The 13,600-nt window shown below is 72.7% G+C and carries 13 protein-coding genes; 3 read left to right on the plus strand and 10 right to left on the minus strand.

The features are described 5' to 3' along the window. Nucleotides 1-33: 33 nt before the first annotated feature. From OIE67_RS00860 to OIE67_RS00895, 8 genes are all read right to left on the minus strand, one after another. On the minus strand, nt 34-765 hold the full coding sequence (locus OIE67_RS00860) for an rRNA methyltransferase (RefSeq protein WP_326635678.1): 732 nt from the start codon (nt 763-765) through the stop codon (nt 34-36). A 3-nt stretch (nt 766-768) separates the two neighbouring features. Further along, nucleotides 769-1,614, minus strand: a complete 846-nt coding sequence (locus OIE67_RS00865) for a TrmH family RNA methyltransferase (RefSeq protein ID WP_326635680.1) — start codon at nt 1,612-1,614, stop codon at nt 769-771. Nucleotides 1,615-1,861: 247 nt separating this feature from the next. Further along, on the minus strand, nt 1,862-3,316 hold the full coding sequence (locus OIE67_RS00870; protein WP_326635682.1) for a sensor histidine kinase: 1,455 nt from the start codon (nt 3,314-3,316) through the stop codon (nt 1,862-1,864). Between the two features lie 86 nt (nt 3,317-3,402). Then, the gene (locus tag OIE67_RS00875; protein ID WP_106249397.1) at nt 3,403-4,104 is read right to left on the minus strand and encodes a response regulator transcription factor; all 702 of its coding nucleotides are present in this window, start codon (nt 4,102-4,104) and stop codon (nt 3,403-3,405) included. A gap of 28 nt (nt 4,105-4,132) precedes the next feature. After that, nucleotides 4,133-4,897: a hypothetical protein gene (locus OIE67_RS00880; protein ID WP_326635684.1), complete on the minus strand. Its 765-nt coding sequence runs from the start codon at nt 4,895-4,897 to the stop codon at nt 4,133-4,135. Beyond that, nucleotides 4,894-5,793, minus strand: coding sequence for an ABC transporter ATP-binding protein (locus OIE67_RS00885; RefSeq protein WP_326635686.1), 900 nt, complete (start codon nt 5,791-5,793; stop codon nt 4,894-4,896). The genes OIE67_RS00880 and OIE67_RS00885 overlap by 4 nt, the downstream gene beginning before the upstream one ends. Nucleotides 5,794-5,912: 119 nt before the next feature. After that, a complete protein-coding gene (locus OIE67_RS00890; protein WP_326635688.1) occupies nt 5,913-7,103 on the minus strand; it encodes an MFS transporter in 1,191 nt (396 codons plus the stop codon). Nucleotides 7,104-7,755: 652 nt separating this feature from the next. Next, the gene (locus OIE67_RS00895; RefSeq protein WP_326635690.1) at nt 7,756-8,277 is read right to left on the minus strand and encodes a TetR/AcrR family transcriptional regulator; all 522 of its coding nucleotides are present in this window, start codon (nt 8,275-8,277) and stop codon (nt 7,756-7,758) included. Between the two features lie 53 nt (nt 8,278-8,330). On the opposite strand from OIE67_RS00895, the gene OIE67_RS00900 reads away from it, so the two are divergent. Further along, complete coding sequence (locus OIE67_RS00900) at nt 8,331-9,494, plus strand: cysteine desulfurase family protein (RefSeq protein WP_326635692.1); 1,164 nt, start codon at nt 8,331-8,333, stop codon at nt 9,492-9,494. Between the two features lie 18 nt (nt 9,495-9,512). Here OIE67_RS00900 and OIE67_RS00905 read toward each other — a convergent pair whose 3' ends face one another. Then, complete coding sequence (locus OIE67_RS00905; protein ID WP_326635695.1) at nt 9,513-10,565, minus strand: DUF695 domain-containing protein; 1,053 nt, start codon at nt 10,563-10,565, stop codon at nt 9,513-9,515. 90 nt (nt 10,566-10,655) lie between these two features. On the opposite strand from OIE67_RS00905, the gene mnmA reads away from it, so the two are divergent. Next, nucleotides 10,656-11,777 carry a tRNA 2-thiouridine(34) synthase MnmA gene (gene mnmA / locus OIE67_RS00910; protein ID WP_326635697.1) on the plus strand — a complete coding sequence of 374 codons (1,122 nt, stop codon included), beginning with the start codon at nt 10,656-10,658 and terminating at the stop codon, nt 11,775-11,777. Nucleotides 11,778-11,891: 114 nt separating this feature from the next. Here the strand turns inward: mnmA and OIE67_RS00915 are convergent, their stop codons facing one another. Next, entirely contained in the window at nt 11,892-12,524 is a 633-nt protein-coding gene (locus OIE67_RS00915; RefSeq protein WP_326635699.1) for an MBL fold metallo-hydrolase, read from the minus strand. 24 nt (nt 12,525-12,548) lie between these two features. Here OIE67_RS00915 and OIE67_RS00920 point away from each other — a divergent pair, with 24 nt between their 5' ends. Then, complete coding sequence (locus tag OIE67_RS00920; protein ID WP_326635701.1) at nt 12,549-13,541, plus strand: methionine synthase; 993 nt, start codon at nt 12,549-12,551, stop codon at nt 13,539-13,541. Nucleotides 13,542-13,600: the final 59 nt, after the last annotated feature.

Genomic DNA, 13,600 nt, shown 5'->3' on the forward strand with positions numbered 1-13,600 from the left:
GGCCTGCCGACGCCGTTTCACCGGGCCCCGAGGTCACGAGGTGGGTCGGAACAGGGCGACGGTTCTGGTGCCGATCTTGTAGGTGGCGTGCGGGCGCGGGCCGCCGTCCGTGGGCACCTTCCGGCCGCGTACCGCCACCGCGATCACCGCGTCCTCGTCGAGCACCTGCCCGAGGGCGCGCACCATGCTCCCGAGACCGCCCTCCGCGCCGGGCCCCAGCCAGGAGGTCTGCTCGCCGTACGGGACGTCGGTGAGCACCACGCCAGGGCGCAGGCCGCCGAGCGCGTCGCGGAGCGCGTCCGGATCGAACACGTCGGCCCGGCGGGCGACGCCCCGCACATCGCCACCCTCGGCCGACAGCCCGCGGGCCAGCCGCCCGGCCGCCTGCGCCGCGGCCGCGTAGGCCGGCTTGTCGTAGCGCGCGGCGCGTTCGTCCAGCTCCGCCGCCCTGGCCGCCAGCCCGGTCGCGGTCAGCAACCCCAGGTTCCGCTCGGCCAGGCGCACCGCCTCGGCGTTGAAGTCCGAGGCCACGACCCCGCTCACCAGCCGGCGGTGCAGCAGCGCGACCACGGTCAGCAGGTAGCCGCCGCCGCAGCACGGATCCCACACCAGCGCGGGACCGCCGCCGCGCAAGGCGAGGGCGCTCTGGAACATCTCGCTGGCCAGCCGGACCGGGAAGGCGGGAAACCCCGGGGCCGAGTGCAGCACCCCGCCGCTGGCCAGGTCCTCGTAGTTCGCGCGTACGACGGCGTGACGGTAGGGCATGACTCACTTCGCGGCGGCGCGCTGGCGGGCGGCCTCGTACAGGACGACGGTGGCGGCGTTGGCGGCGTTGAGCGAGCTGGCCGCGCCCGTGATCGGGATGCGCGCCATCACGTCGCAGCCCTGCCGCCAGCCCGCGCTCAGCCCGGTGGTCTCGTTGCCGATCACCAGCAGCGTCGGGCCGGTCAGGTCGAGAGCGGAGATGTCGTCGGTGCCGTGCTCGTCGGTGCCCACCACGGTCAGCGGCAGCCCGTCGGCGCGTACGCCGGCCGCCCAGGCCAGCACCTCCTGGTGGGAGCGGGTCCGCACCACCGGCAGCGCCAGCAGGGAGCCGGTCGAGGCGCGGACGGACTTGGGGTCGTAGGGGTCGGCGGCGTGCCCGGTGACGATCAGCCCGGCCCCGCCGAAGGCGTCCAGCGAGCGCACCATCGAGCCGATGTTGCCAGGCCCCGTCGGCCGGTCGAACACCATGCCCAGGAACGAGGGCCCCATCGGGATCCGCGCCAGGTCGTCGCCGGGCAGGGCGACCACCGCCACCAGCTCCGGCACCTCCTCGTCCTTGCCGCTCAGCTCCCGCAGCAGCTCGGGCGCCATGGCCACCTGCTCGCCACCGGCCCGCTCCAGCACTCCGGCCGCCCAGCGCGACAGCGACCGCTCGGCGTCGTAGATCAGCGCGCGCACCGGCCAGCCGTACTCGAGCGCCAGCGTGATCGGCCGCACCCCCTGAACCAGGAACTCGCCCGCCCGCTGACGCTTGTTCTGGTTCCGCAGCAGCGCCTGCCACTGCTGGAACCGCGCGTTCGGCCGCGAGATCCGCAGCACGCCCCCCACGACGACCTCTCCGTTCTCCACCTCAGCCAGTCCGTCCCCCAGCCTCCCACACCCCAGCACCACCGCTACTCGTCGGCATACGCGAGGCCACTCGGCGTTACGCCGCGTAGTACTACGATCGCAGCCTGTCCGCCTCCATCCCGCAGATCGCTTCGTTCGCTCGCCGCCCTCGGTGGATCCTCGCGGAGGAGTTGCGGGAGGCCCTCACCGAGACGACGGACGATCTGCCTCGGTAGGCGCGCAGGTGTGCCCTGGCCGGTGTCCGACGTCACGGGGGTGTGGCTGGGAGCCGGATCTGGAAGGAGGCGCCCTGGCCTGGGGATGAGTGGAGGTCCACGTGGCCGCCGTGGGCCGTGACGATGGAGCGGACGATGGCCAGACCCAGGCCGGCCCCGCCGGTGGCGCGGGCGCGGGAGCCGTCGGCGCGGTAGAAGCGGTCGAAGACCCGCTCCGCCTCCTCGGCCGTCAGCCCAGGACCCTCGTCCTCGATCACCAGCACCGCCTCGGCGCCGTCCGTCCCGACGCCGATCCTGACCGGGGTGCCGGCCGGGGTGTGCGTGATCGCGTTCCCGACCAGGTTGCTGACCACCTGCCGCAGCCGGGCCTCGTCGCCCAGCACGGGAGCGCTCGCTGCGGGGCCGCCGGAGGGGCCGGTGAAGGCGATGGGGCGGGACGGGTCGAGCGCGGTGAAGTCGTGGCGGGCGTCGGCGGCGAGCGTACGCAGGTCCATCGGGGTCAGCTCCAGCCCCGGCCCGTCACTCTCGTCGAGACCGGCGAGCAGCAGCAAATCGTCCACCAGCGCGGCCAGCCGCCCCGACTCGCTCTCGATGCGGGCCAGCGCGGGCGCGGCCTCGGTGCCGCCCATGCGGTACAGCTCGGAGAAGCCCTTGATTCCGAACAGCGGCGTGCGCAGCTCGTGGCTCACGTCGGCGACGAACCTGCGCATGCGCGCCTCCGACTCCACCCGCGCCGCGACCCCCTGCTCGATCTGGGCCAGCATCTTGTTGATAGACAGGGCCAGCCGCCCGATCTCCGTGCCGGGCCCGGCGGGCGAGGGGACGCGCCGGGTGAGGTCGCCGTCCGCGATGGCCGCCGCCGTCTCCTCCACGCGGCGCAGCGGCGCGAGACCGGCCCTGATCGCCAGCCCGCCCACCAGCGCCAGCAACGCCAGCAGGAGCGACCCGGCCACGAGGCAGACCACGCGCATCCGGTCGATGGTCGAGCGCATGCCCTCCAGTGACACCGCCGCGACGACCGCCGCGTGCCCGATCGTCGCGCTCCGGCTCCGCGCGGGCAGCGCCAGCACCCGCCACGTCTCCCCGCCGGCTTCCTCGACCGTGAACGGCCGCCCGGCGCGGGCCGTGACCTCGGCGAGGTCGAGGCGGGGCAGGGCGGGGCCCGGGCCGGTCAGCTCGCGCAGCACGGCGCCGTCGGCCGACAGGTACGCCGCGTACGCCGTGCCGAACAGGTCGAGATCGTCCGTGGACAGTGCCACGCCGGCCGGCCGCTTCAGCTTGCCGGTCAGGAGGTCGGGCGGCACCGCCGACAGGGCCGTGCCCATGGGGGAGAGCTGCTGGTCCACGCGGTTCATCAGCTGGGTTTCGAGCTGGCGTACGACGACCGAGCTGATCAGCACGAGACCGGCGACGAGCAGCGTGACCGTGATGGCCAGCAGCCGCGCACGCAGCGACAGCCGTGAGCCCGACGACAGCCGGGAGCTCAACGACGGCCGGGAGCTCAACGACGGCCGGGGGCCCAACGACGGCCGGAGGCGCGGCGACAGACGCGAAACCAGCGACGGCCGGGTGATCATTCCTTGGGCCTGCGCAGCACGTAGCCGACGCCGTGGACCGTGTGGATCAGCCGCGGCCCGCCGGTGTCGAGCTTGCGGCGCAGGTAACTGACGTAGGTGTCCACGATGCTGGTGTCGCCGGCGAAGTCGTAACGCCACACGTGCTCCAGGATCTGCGACTTCGGCAGCACCCGGCCGGCGTTCAGCACCAGGTGGAGCAGGAGGCGGAACTCCGTGGGCGACAGGCGTACGGGGCGGCCCGCCCGGCTCACCTGGTGGCCGTCGGGGTCGACTTCGAGATCTCCGACCACCAGCGTCTGATCGTCGGGGATCGCGCCGGTGCGGCGCAGGATCGCCCGGATCCTGGCCAGCAGCTCCTCCAGGTCGAACGGCTTGGTCACGTAGTCGTCGCCGCCCAGCCTGAGCCCGTTGATCTTGTCGGCCGTCGCGTCGCGGGCGGTCAGGAACAGCACCGGCACGGGCCCGGGCCGGCCGCCCGGCCTGGGCAGGGCACGCAGGCGGCGCAGCACCTCGAACCCATCCAGATCCGGCAGCATCACGTCGAGCAGCACCAGGTCGGGCGGCTCGCGCCCTGCCACCTCCAGGGCCTGGACGCCGTTGTCGGCCGAGCTCACGGTGAAGCCCGCGAAGCGTAACGTCGCCGACAGCAGCTCCTTGACCGTGGGCTCGTCGTCGACCACCAGCAGCCGCTCGCCCATGTCAGGCACCTCCCGCCGTCAAGGGTAGTCAGGCGTCCCGCCGGGTGAAGCGGGTGAAGGCCGCGACGTGCATGACGGCGACGAACCCGACGAGCAGCCCGAAGGAAAGCACGGGCGGCAGGTCGGACCTGCTGGTGACGGCCCTGAAGCCGGCGCCGTTCGGCCAGTAGGCGGTCAGGAGCCTGCTCAGGAAGTCGGGAAATATGGGAGCCAGGACGGGCATCAGGAGGAACGTGCTGCTGACGTTCACGGCCGCCGCCGTGCCGCGCAGCAGCAGGCCCAGCGCCAGCCCGAACAGTGCCAGCAGGGTGAACACCACCGGCCCGAGCAGCAGTGCCAGCAGCGCGTCCGGGTCACCTGGCATCAGGTACGGTGCCCCCTGGGCGGCCAGCGTGACCTGGCTCGTCACGAACATCAGCCCGATCCCCGCCACGCTCACCGGCAGCGCGACCAGCGCCGTCATCCCCGCCTTGGCGATCACCAGCCGGCTCCGCCTGCCCACAGCGGCCAGGCTGGGGCCCAACGTGCCGGAGCCGTACTCGGAGGTCGCCACCAGCACGCCCAGCGCCGAGATCAGCAGCTGGACGAGGAGCATCCCGCGCATCACCTGGTCAAGGGGCAGGAAGTCGAGCCGCTCCTGCGCCGAGGCCGTGGCGTACTCGTGGGCCGCCATGTTCGCGAACGTCCACCCGAAGAACCCCGAGGCCGCCACGACGGCCAGCGACAGCACCATGGTCGCCCTGATGCTGCTGAACTTGGTCCACTCCGCCTTGAGCACCCCCGTCGCGATCATCGGGCCGCTCCGTACTCGGCGGCGTCCCTGGTCAGCTCCATGAACGTCTCCTCCAGCGACGCGTGCCGGACGGACAGCTCGAACAACGTCACGCCCTCCGCCGCGGCCAGCCGCCCGACGTCGGGCGCCTCCATGCCGGTGACCAGCAGCTCGTCATCGGGACCAGGACGTACGTGGGCGCCCGCCAGCTCCAGTAGCCGGGCGAAGACGCCGGCCTCGGGCGTGCGGACGGCCACGGCCGACCCCGCGGCGGTGAAGTCGCCGATCTCGCCCTCGGCGATCAGCCGCCCCTTGCCGATGACCACCAGCCGGTCCGCGGTCATCGCCATCTCGCTCATCAGGTGGCTGGAGATCAGCACCGTACGCCCCTCGGCGGCCAGGCCGCGCATGAGCGCGCGGATCCACCGGACGCCCTCGGGGTCCAGCCCGTTGACCGGCTCGTCCAGGACCAGCACCGGCGGATCCCCCAGCAGCGCGGCCGCGATGCCCAGCCGCTGGGTCATCCCCATCGAGAACGAGCCCGCCGGCTTGCCCGCCACCTCCCTCAGCCCGACCAGGTCGAGCACCTCGTCCACGCGGGTGGCCGGGATGGCGTTCGTCTGTGCCTGGTAGAGCAGGTGCTTGTACGCGGTGCGCCGGGGGTGCACGGCCCGCGCGTCCAGCATCGAGCCGATCGTGCGCAGCGGGTGCGGCAGCTCGTGGTGGGCGCGGCCGTTGATCGTGGCCGTGCCCGAGGTGGGCAGGTCGAGGCCGAGGATCATGCGCATCGTGGTGCTCTTGCCGGCGCCGTTCGGGCCCAGGAAGCCGGTGACGACGCCTGGGCGTACGAGGAGGGTGAGGTCGTCCACGGCGGTCTTGTCGCCGTAGCGTTTGGTCAGTGCTGTCAGCTGAATCATGAATCCAGCGTGAGTCGGCCGGTTGGAGGCGTTCTGAGCGGTTCTGTGAGTTCTCTGTGAGCGCGGGCGTCGCCACGTGGGACGTACGACGCCGCCCGCGCCGGACGCACAGAGAACTCTCAGGCCGCGGCCTCCACGCGCTCCCTGACGGGGAGCGGGCTGATGGTGGCGGGCTCGTGGCGGGGGAGGAGGCGGGCGGACAGGGCGATGAGCACGCCGAGGACCACGCCGATGCCGAGCGCCGTACGCAGCGAGGTGGCGTCCGACAGGAAGCCGATCACCACGGGCCCGAGCAGCAGCCCCGCGTACCCCATGGCCCCGGCCTGCGCGATGGCCGGGCCGGGCGTGCCGGTGGCGGTGCCGGCCAGCGACAGTGTCAGCGGCGAGATCGTCGCCACGCCGAGCCCCACGAAGAACATCGCGGACACCGCCACCGTCGCCGCCGGCGCCAGCAGCACGATCGCGAAGAACCCGGCCGTGGCCACACCGGACACGGTCAGCATCCCGCGCACCCCGAACCTGACCCGCAGCCGGTCACCCGTGAGCCGGGCGATCAGCATGCCCGCCTCGAAGACCGGGTAGCCGAGCGCCGCCACGGCCTCGGGGGCGCCGAGCTCGTCACGCATGTAGAGGCCGTTCCAGTCCGCGACCGTGCCCTCGACCATGAAGGCGAAGAACATGATCGCGCCGAGCAGGTAGACGATCGCCGGCAGCCGCCGCCGCTCTCCGGCCTCGTCGCCGGCAACTGCTGGCGACTCGGGCAGGTACGTACGGCCGACCAGCACCAGGACGGGCAGCGAGACCAGCGCGATCAGCGTCACGTGCACGGTGAACGGCAGCCCGGCGGCGATGGCCAGGCTGCCCAGCCCGCCGGCCCCGATCGCGCCGACGCACCAGCCGGCGTGCATGCCGTTCATCAGCGGCCGCCCGTACGCCTGCTCGACCGCCGAGCCCTGGGCGTTCATGGCGACGTCCACGGTGCCGAAGGCCATGCCGAAGAGCGTCGCCGCCACCAGGAGCAGGGGCAGGTCGGGGGCGAGGGCCACGCCGAGGAGGCCGAGCGCCGTCAGTGGACCGCCTGCCCGCAGCACCGCCCGGCTGCCCACGCGCGCCATGACGCGCCGCATGGACTGCATCGTCACCAGAGCGCCCAGGCCCCATGCCAGCAGGATCGTTCCGACCGTGGCCTCGGACAGGCCGAGTTTGTCGGTCAGGGCCGGGATGCGCACGGTCATCGTGCCCACCATCAGGCCGGCAAGGACAAAGGTGAGGACCGCCCCGTAACGGGCGCTCCTCAGCTCGCGGGTCATCAGATACCTCCGAGGAAACCCCCGCCTTCAGGCAGGGGAGGAATCGGACCCCTGCGGAGCAGGACAGGGGCAGCCGGTTCGCCGTCAGGCGAACCGGCGTCAAAACGCCGCGCGACACGGCACGATCCGTTAATCTGTTCGGCGGTGGCGACAACCAAGCCGCCGGACGAACGATCGGGAACACCCTCGCCGCCGGGCTGGCGGAGAGGCAAAACGCCTGTGGAGCTGGTGTAAGACCTCAACGAGAGTTTCCTTTCTCGGGCGGGCGACCGGCAGTGAAGCAGGAAGCCTCACGGGCGACCGTGGGAATCCCCCTCCTTTCGGAGGGGGAGGATGTCAAAAGGGCCACACCTCTTCTGTGATCAGCGTTGTCGTCGTTGATGCAGGTCATATGGCATGGGGGTGCTGTGTGACCCTCGGGAGGGCCGGGGGAGGGGCCGCGCCGGGCCGCGGGCCGCACGTCAGTCGGGCTCGCCGCACGAAAGGCGCCGCACCGGGGAAGGTGCGGCGCGGTGGCCTCGACCAGGCCGTGTCTCGTGAGTTTCGTGCGGACGTGCCTCGTCTGACGGGGGCCGGGCAGGTCAGGCGGGGCGGCACGCTGCGAAGCAAGCTTCCGGACGGTAGCTTCCGGACGGGAGCTTCCGGTGGGGCCTCAGGCGAGGGCTTCCGGCGGGGTGATGAGCGCTCTCAGCCGGCGCTCCAAAGCCTGCAGATCCGCTTCGGTGTTGAGCCCGGGATCGTGGCTGGCCACGTCCCAGAGCCCCTCACACGCCAGCCGGACGATCTGCGCCGCCAGCGGATCGGGCTCTTCTCTCAGCTCCTCGCGATGCCAGCGGGCCATCGCCTCGCGCAGCGGCGCGAGCAGGAACAGGTTGCCCGAGGCTCCGGTCACCACCGCCCAGCGTCGCAGGCGGCCGGATCTGACGGCGGCCAGCGTCGCGCCCAGGTAGCGCTCGGTGTAGCTTTTGCCCGGCTGGGCGGCCAGCAGCTCGTCGAAGTCGTCGATGAGCCGCTCGACCATGCCTTTGATCAGGGCCTCTTTCGAGGCGTAGTGGTAGAGCAGGCCGCCCTTGCTCACGCCCGCCCGGTCCGCCACGGCGGCCAGGGTGAGCGCGGTCGAGCCCTGGTCGCAGAGGAGCTCCTCCGCGGCGTCCAAAAGCTCGTCCCTTCGCATGCCTCAACTGTACCGTCCGGACGGTACAGTCGCAAACGAGATACCCTGAGCACGTGACCAGACCGTCGGCCTACCTTGATCATGCGGCGACCACCCCCATGCTGCCCGAAGCGATCGAGGCCATGACGAAGCAACTCAAACGCGTCGGAAATGCTTCCTCACTGCACGCCGCCGGCCGTCAGGTGCGCAGGGTGGTCGAGGAGGCGCGCGAGACGATCGCCGACTCGCTCGGCGCCCGGCCCAGCGAGGTCGTGTTCACCTCGGGCGGCACCGAGGCCGACAACCTGGCGATCAAGGGCCTCTACTGGGCGCGCCGGCCGCGCCGGCGGGTGCTGATCAGCTCCGTCGAGCACCACGCGGCGCTCGACCCGGCCCAGTGGCTGGCCGACAGCCAGGGCGCCGAGGTGGAGCTGCTGGAGGTCGACGAGCTCGGCCGGGTCCACCCCGAGACGCTGCGCGCCGCCATCGAGCGCGATCCCGACGACGTGGCCATGATCAGCGTCATGTGGGCCAACAACGAGGTCGGCACCGTCCAGCCGATCCACGTGCTGGCCGCCATCGCGCACGACCACGGCATCCCGTTCCACACCGACGCGGTGCAGGCGGTCGGGCAACTGCCCGTGTCCTTCTCCGGCTCGGGGGCCGACGCGCTCACGCTGACCGGACACAAGGTCGGCGGCCCCATGGGAGCCGGCGCGCTGCTGCTGGCCAGGGGGCTGACGCCGGTGTCCGTGCAGCACGGCGGAGGGCAGGAGCGCGACGTGCGCTCCGGCACCCTCGACGCGCCGGCCATCGCGGGCCTGGCCGCCGCCGTCGGCACCGCCGTACGCGAGCAGGAGGCCCTGCACACGCGGCTGTCGGCGCTGCGCGACGAGCTCATCCAGCGCGTCCGCGAGGCCGTGCCCGACGTGGTGCTCAACGGCGACCCCGACGACCGGCTGCCCGGCAACGCCCACTTCTCCTTCCCCGGCTGCGAGGGCGACGCGCTGCTCATGCTGCTCGACGCCAAGGGGGTGGAGTGCTCGACCGGCTCGGCCTGCTCGGCCGGTGTGGCGCAGCCGTCCCACGTGCTGCTGGCCATGGGGGCCGACACGGCCGCGGCGCGCGGCTCGCTGCGCTTCACGCTGGGACACACCTCGACGCCCGAAGACGTCGACCGGCTGATCGACGTGCTCCCCGCGGCCGTCGAACGCGCCCGCCGTGCCGGCCTCAGCTGACGCGGGCGGGCGGCCGGGTCAGGTCAGGAAGGGGACGACCGCGGTCCAGGCGGGGTCGGCCGACACGTCGACCCGCGGCTCGCCCTCCTCCCAGCCCACGATCAGCTCCTTGGCGTGGGTCGCCGCCTCGCCGGTCGGGTCGGCGTAGACGTGGATGATCCGGTGCCCCTCGGCGCTCAGGTGCGCCGCGAGCACGGCGTCGTCGCGCAGCTTGAGCAGGCGGGCGGCCAGGCGTTCCTCGAAGTCGCGCAGCGTGGTCAGCGAGTCGCCGACCGGCAGGCCGTTCTCGTCGCGGTGCGCGTACGGGAGCGTGATCATGATGTGCTGGTCGAACAGTGGATGGTCCACCGGCCGCAACGGATGGCGGACAGTGGCGACCAGCGGCGCGCCGCCTCCGGTCTGGCCCTCCATCAGCAGCCACTCCTCCTCGGCGAACCCCGAGGCGACGTCGGCGACCACGGCCGGCAGGTGCGCGGCGGCCACGGCGTCGATCGGCTGGAACGTGGCCGCCGTGATCTCGCCCACCCACCGCGCCACGTCGTCCTCGCCGAGCAGCCAGTCGAGGGCCAGCAGCGCGGCTTCGAGCCGGGTGTCGTCGTCGAGCTCGCCGAAGATCGGATGGTAGGCGGAGACGTCGACCCTGGCCTGGTCGCGCGGCACGCGCAGGCCCAGCATCAGCTTGTCGAGCGCGAACTCGTAGCCGCCCACGTCGAGGGTCAGCTCCATCGCCTGCGGATTGGCCTGCCGCGACGGATGGAACTCCCACAGCAGGTCGGCCGGCGGCGCCGCCCTGGCCCAGCGGTGCGCGAGCGAGCGCAGTTCGGCGTCGCCCGCCGCGGTCACCACCAGGGCGTGCGCGGCCGCCCGGCCCGGCGCCACCTCCCAGACCAGGCCGGGATGGATCGCGGCGACCGCGGGGGCCAGCCACTCCTCCAGCCCCTCGGCCTGGCCGGCGGCCACCAGCGAGTCGAGGGTCGGCCGGGTCTCCTGCCACCACGTCCAGAATCCGGCGATGGCCTCGTCAGGCCCGCCCGCCTCTTCTTCCGCGTCCTTGCGCCCGAACAGTCGCATGCTCGAATACTTCCAGACCCTGGACGCGACCGGGGACAGGAGCGGGGAGATGGTCGCGCACTCCCGGGCGGACAGTACGCTGGAACGGTCATGGGACTGCGTGTGCTTGCCGCCATGTCGGGCGGCGTCGACTCAGCCGTGGCCGCCGCTCGGATCGCCGAGGCCGGTCACGACGTCACTGGTGTCCACCTTGCCCTGTCCGCCAACCCCCAATCCCATCGCACGGGAGCCAGGGGTTGCTGCACGGTCGAAGACTCGCGCGACGCCCGGCGCGCCGCCGACGTGATCGGCATCCCGTTCTACATCTGGGACATGGCCGAACGGTTCCAGCGCGACGTGATCGAGGACTTCGTCGCCGAATACGCCGCGGGCCGTACACCCAACCCGTGCCTGCGCTGCAACGAGAAGATCAAGTTCGCCGCGGTGCTCGACCGGGCACTGGCCCTGGGCTTCGACGCGGTCGCCACCGGCCACCACGCCAGGCTGGTCGACGGCGTGCTGTCCAGGAGCCCTGACCAGGGCAAGGACCAGTCCTACGTGCTCGGCGTGCTCACCCGTGAGCAGCTCGGCCACGCGATCTTCCCGCTGGGCGACTCGACCAAGGCCGAGGTGCGCGAAGAGGCCGCCAGGCGTGGCCTGACCGTCGCCGACAAGCCCGACAGTCACGACATCTGCTTCATCGCCGACGGTGACACGCGCGGCTTCCTGACCAAGCGGCTCGGCGCGGCCGAGGGGCCCATCGTCGACCAGAGCGGTGACGTCGTGGGCAGCCACCAGGGGGCCCACGGGTTCACGGTGGGCCAGCGCAAGGGCCTGCACATCGACCGGCCGGCCGCCGACGGCAGGCCGCGTTACGTGCTGTCCATCGAGCCGGTGTCCAACACGGTCACGGTCGGCCCGCGCTCAGCCCTTGAGGTCACCTCGATCACCTGCGGCCGCCCGCTCTGGAACGGCCCGGTCGGCGACGTCCCGGGCAGCTCGGACGGGGCCGGCTCGGGCCGGGGCGGCGACGTTCCCGCGGACGGATCCGGCGAGCTCACGGTGCAGCTGCGGGCGCACGGTGAGGTCTATCCGTGCCGGTTCGAGGAGACCGAGGGCGGGCTCAGGATCGAGATCGACCGGCCGGCCACGGGTGTCGCCGCCGGCCAGGCCGCCGTCCTCTACTCCGGGGCCACCGTGATCGGCTCGGCCACCATCGTCTCCGCCACCTGAGCACCGCCGCCTGAGCACCGGCCGACCGGCCGAGGGCCGTCGGCCTGGTCGGGGGCCTCGGTCTGCTGACCTCGTCGCCGCGCCGACCTGGCCTGAGGGCCGTCGCCTGTCGGCTCAGCCGAGGGTCGTCGACTCGCCGACGGCGAGCCGGCGTATGTCGGCGCCCCGCTTCTCCGACTCGATCCGCAGCCAGTTGTCCACGAGGCCCAGGCCGATCTCGCTGTAGAGGGCGTCGTGGGTCGAGTACGCCCGCGCCGGCCGGATCGTCCGCAGGTAGGCCACCATCTCCATGAGCTTGAGCCAGGGCCCGCCGGTCGGCACCAGCAGCGTCGGCACCTCCACGTCCGGCACGGTCAGCGCGTCACCCGGGTAGAACAGCTCGTCGTCCACCAGGAAACCGACGTTCTGCACCACCGCCATGTCGGGGTGGTTCTCGGCGTGCCGCTCGCCGAACGCCTTCACCCGGAAACCGGCCGTCTCGAAGCCGTCGCCGTGCCGTACCACCTGGACCTTGCCCGGCACCTCGTCCAGCTGGGCCGCGACGGCCTCGCACGTGTAGATCTCAAGGTCGGCCGAGGCGGCCTTCAGCTTGTCGGCGTCCACGTGGTCGAAGTGCTCGTGCGTGATGAGCACCGCGTCGGCGCCGTCGAGCACGGGGCTGCGCGTGAACGCGCCCGGGTCGATGACCAGGACCTTGCCGTTCTTCTCCAGGCGGACGCATGCGTGGTCGAATTTCGTGAGCTCCATTCCGCAGAGCCTACGCTTGTGCCCATGTCTACGTGGGAAGCCACCGGGTTGGGCTCGCATCCGGGTGAGGATCATCTCGAAGCGGCCAGAATCGTCTTCGGCGAGGTGCCGGGCCTCCCGTATCTGCCCGAGTTGCCGGCCAGGGGGGTCGGGGCCGACATGGTGGGGCGCACGGCGGGTCTGCTGGTCGATCTGCCGGTCGAGGTGCAGCCGTCGGGATGGCGGCTGAGCGACCGGCCGGGGCGCGACCACCATCGGGCCGTCGATCATCTGCGGCGCGACCTCGACGGGCTGGAGGAGGTCGCGCACGACTACGCGGGGCCGCTCAAGCTGCAGGTGTGCGGGCCGTGGACGCTGGCGGGGTCGATCGAGCTGAAGTTCGGCGACAAAATGCTCTCCGACCCGGGCGCCGTGCGCGACCTGACCGCCTCGCTGGCGCAGGGGGTGGCCGACCACTGCGCCGAGGTACGGCGGCGGCTGCCCGGCGTGACGGAGATCGTGCTGCAGCTCGACGAGCCGGGGCTGCCGGGGGTGCTGGCGGGCACCGTGCCGACCGCGTCCGGGTTCGGGCGGCTGGCGGCGGTCGAGGAGTGGCGGGTGGAGGAGTCGCTGCGGCTGTTCCCCGAGCCGGTGGTGCACTGCTGCGCGGCCGGGGTGCCGTTCGACCTGCTGCGCAGGGCGGGCGTGCGGGGAGTGTCGGTGGACGGCGCGCTGCTGCGGCGCAGGGACGAGGAGGCCCTGGGGGAGCTGTTCGAGGCCGGGATGACGCTGCTGCTGGGGGTCGTGCCGGGCCGGGACACCCGGCTGGCGGACGCCGGGGTGGTGGCCAGGCCCGCGGTGGGGTTGTGGCGGCGGCTGGGGTTCGCGCCCGACCGGCTGGCCGAGCAGGTCGTGCTGACGCCGGCGTGCGGGCTGGCGGGGGCGTCGCCGGCGTACGCGCGGGCGGCGCTGGCGGCGTGCAGGAAGGCGGCCCAGGTGCTCAGGGACGACCCCGCCGACGGGATGGAGACCGGCTGAGGAGACTCCGCGGCCGGGACGGAGACCGGCTGAGGGGTGCGCGGCCGGGGACGGACACC

The organism is Nonomuraea fuscirosea (assembly GCF_035917475.1).
GTDB lineage: Bacteria > Actinomycetota > Actinomycetes > Streptosporangiales > Streptosporangiaceae > Nonomuraea > Nonomuraea fuscirosea.

Excerpts from the sequence above, each read along its gene's own strand:
- OIE67_RS00880 (WP_326635684.1), bottom strand. The coding sequence starts at position 4,897 with ATGATCGCGACGGGGGTGCTCAAGGCGGAGTGGACCAAGTTCAGCAGC.
- OIE67_RS00905 (WP_326635695.1), bottom strand. The coding sequence starts at position 10,565 with ATGCGACTGTTCGGGCGCAAGGACGCGGAAGAAGAGGCGGGCGGGCCT.
- mnmA (WP_326635697.1), top strand. The coding sequence starts at position 10,656 with ATGGGACTGCGTGTGCTTGCCGCCATGTCGGGCGGCGTCGACTCAGCC.
- OIE67_RS00875 (WP_106249397.1), bottom strand. The coding sequence starts at position 4,104 with ATGGGCGAGCGGCTGCTGGTGGTCGACGACGAGCCCACGGTCAAGGAG.
- OIE67_RS00860 (WP_326635678.1), bottom strand. The coding sequence starts at position 765 with ATGCCCTACCGTCACGCCGTCGTACGCGCGAACTACGAGGACCTGGCC.
- OIE67_RS00920 (WP_326635701.1), top strand. The coding sequence starts at position 12,549 with ATGTCTACGTGGGAAGCCACCGGGTTGGGCTCGCATCCGGGTGAGGAT.
- OIE67_RS00895 (WP_326635690.1), bottom strand. The coding sequence starts at position 8,277 with ATGCGAAGGGACGAGCTTTTGGACGCCGCGGAGGAGCTCCTCTGCGAC.
- OIE67_RS00890 (WP_326635688.1), bottom strand. The coding sequence starts at position 7,103 with ATGACCCGCGAGCTGAGGAGCGCCCGTTACGGGGCGGTCCTCACCTTT.
- OIE67_RS00915 (WP_326635699.1), bottom strand. The coding sequence starts at position 12,524 with ATGGAGCTCACGAAATTCGACCACGCATGCGTCCGCCTGGAGAAGAAC.
- OIE67_RS00885 (WP_326635686.1), bottom strand. The coding sequence starts at position 5,793 with ATGATTCAGCTGACAGCACTGACCAAACGCTACGGCGACAAGACCGCC.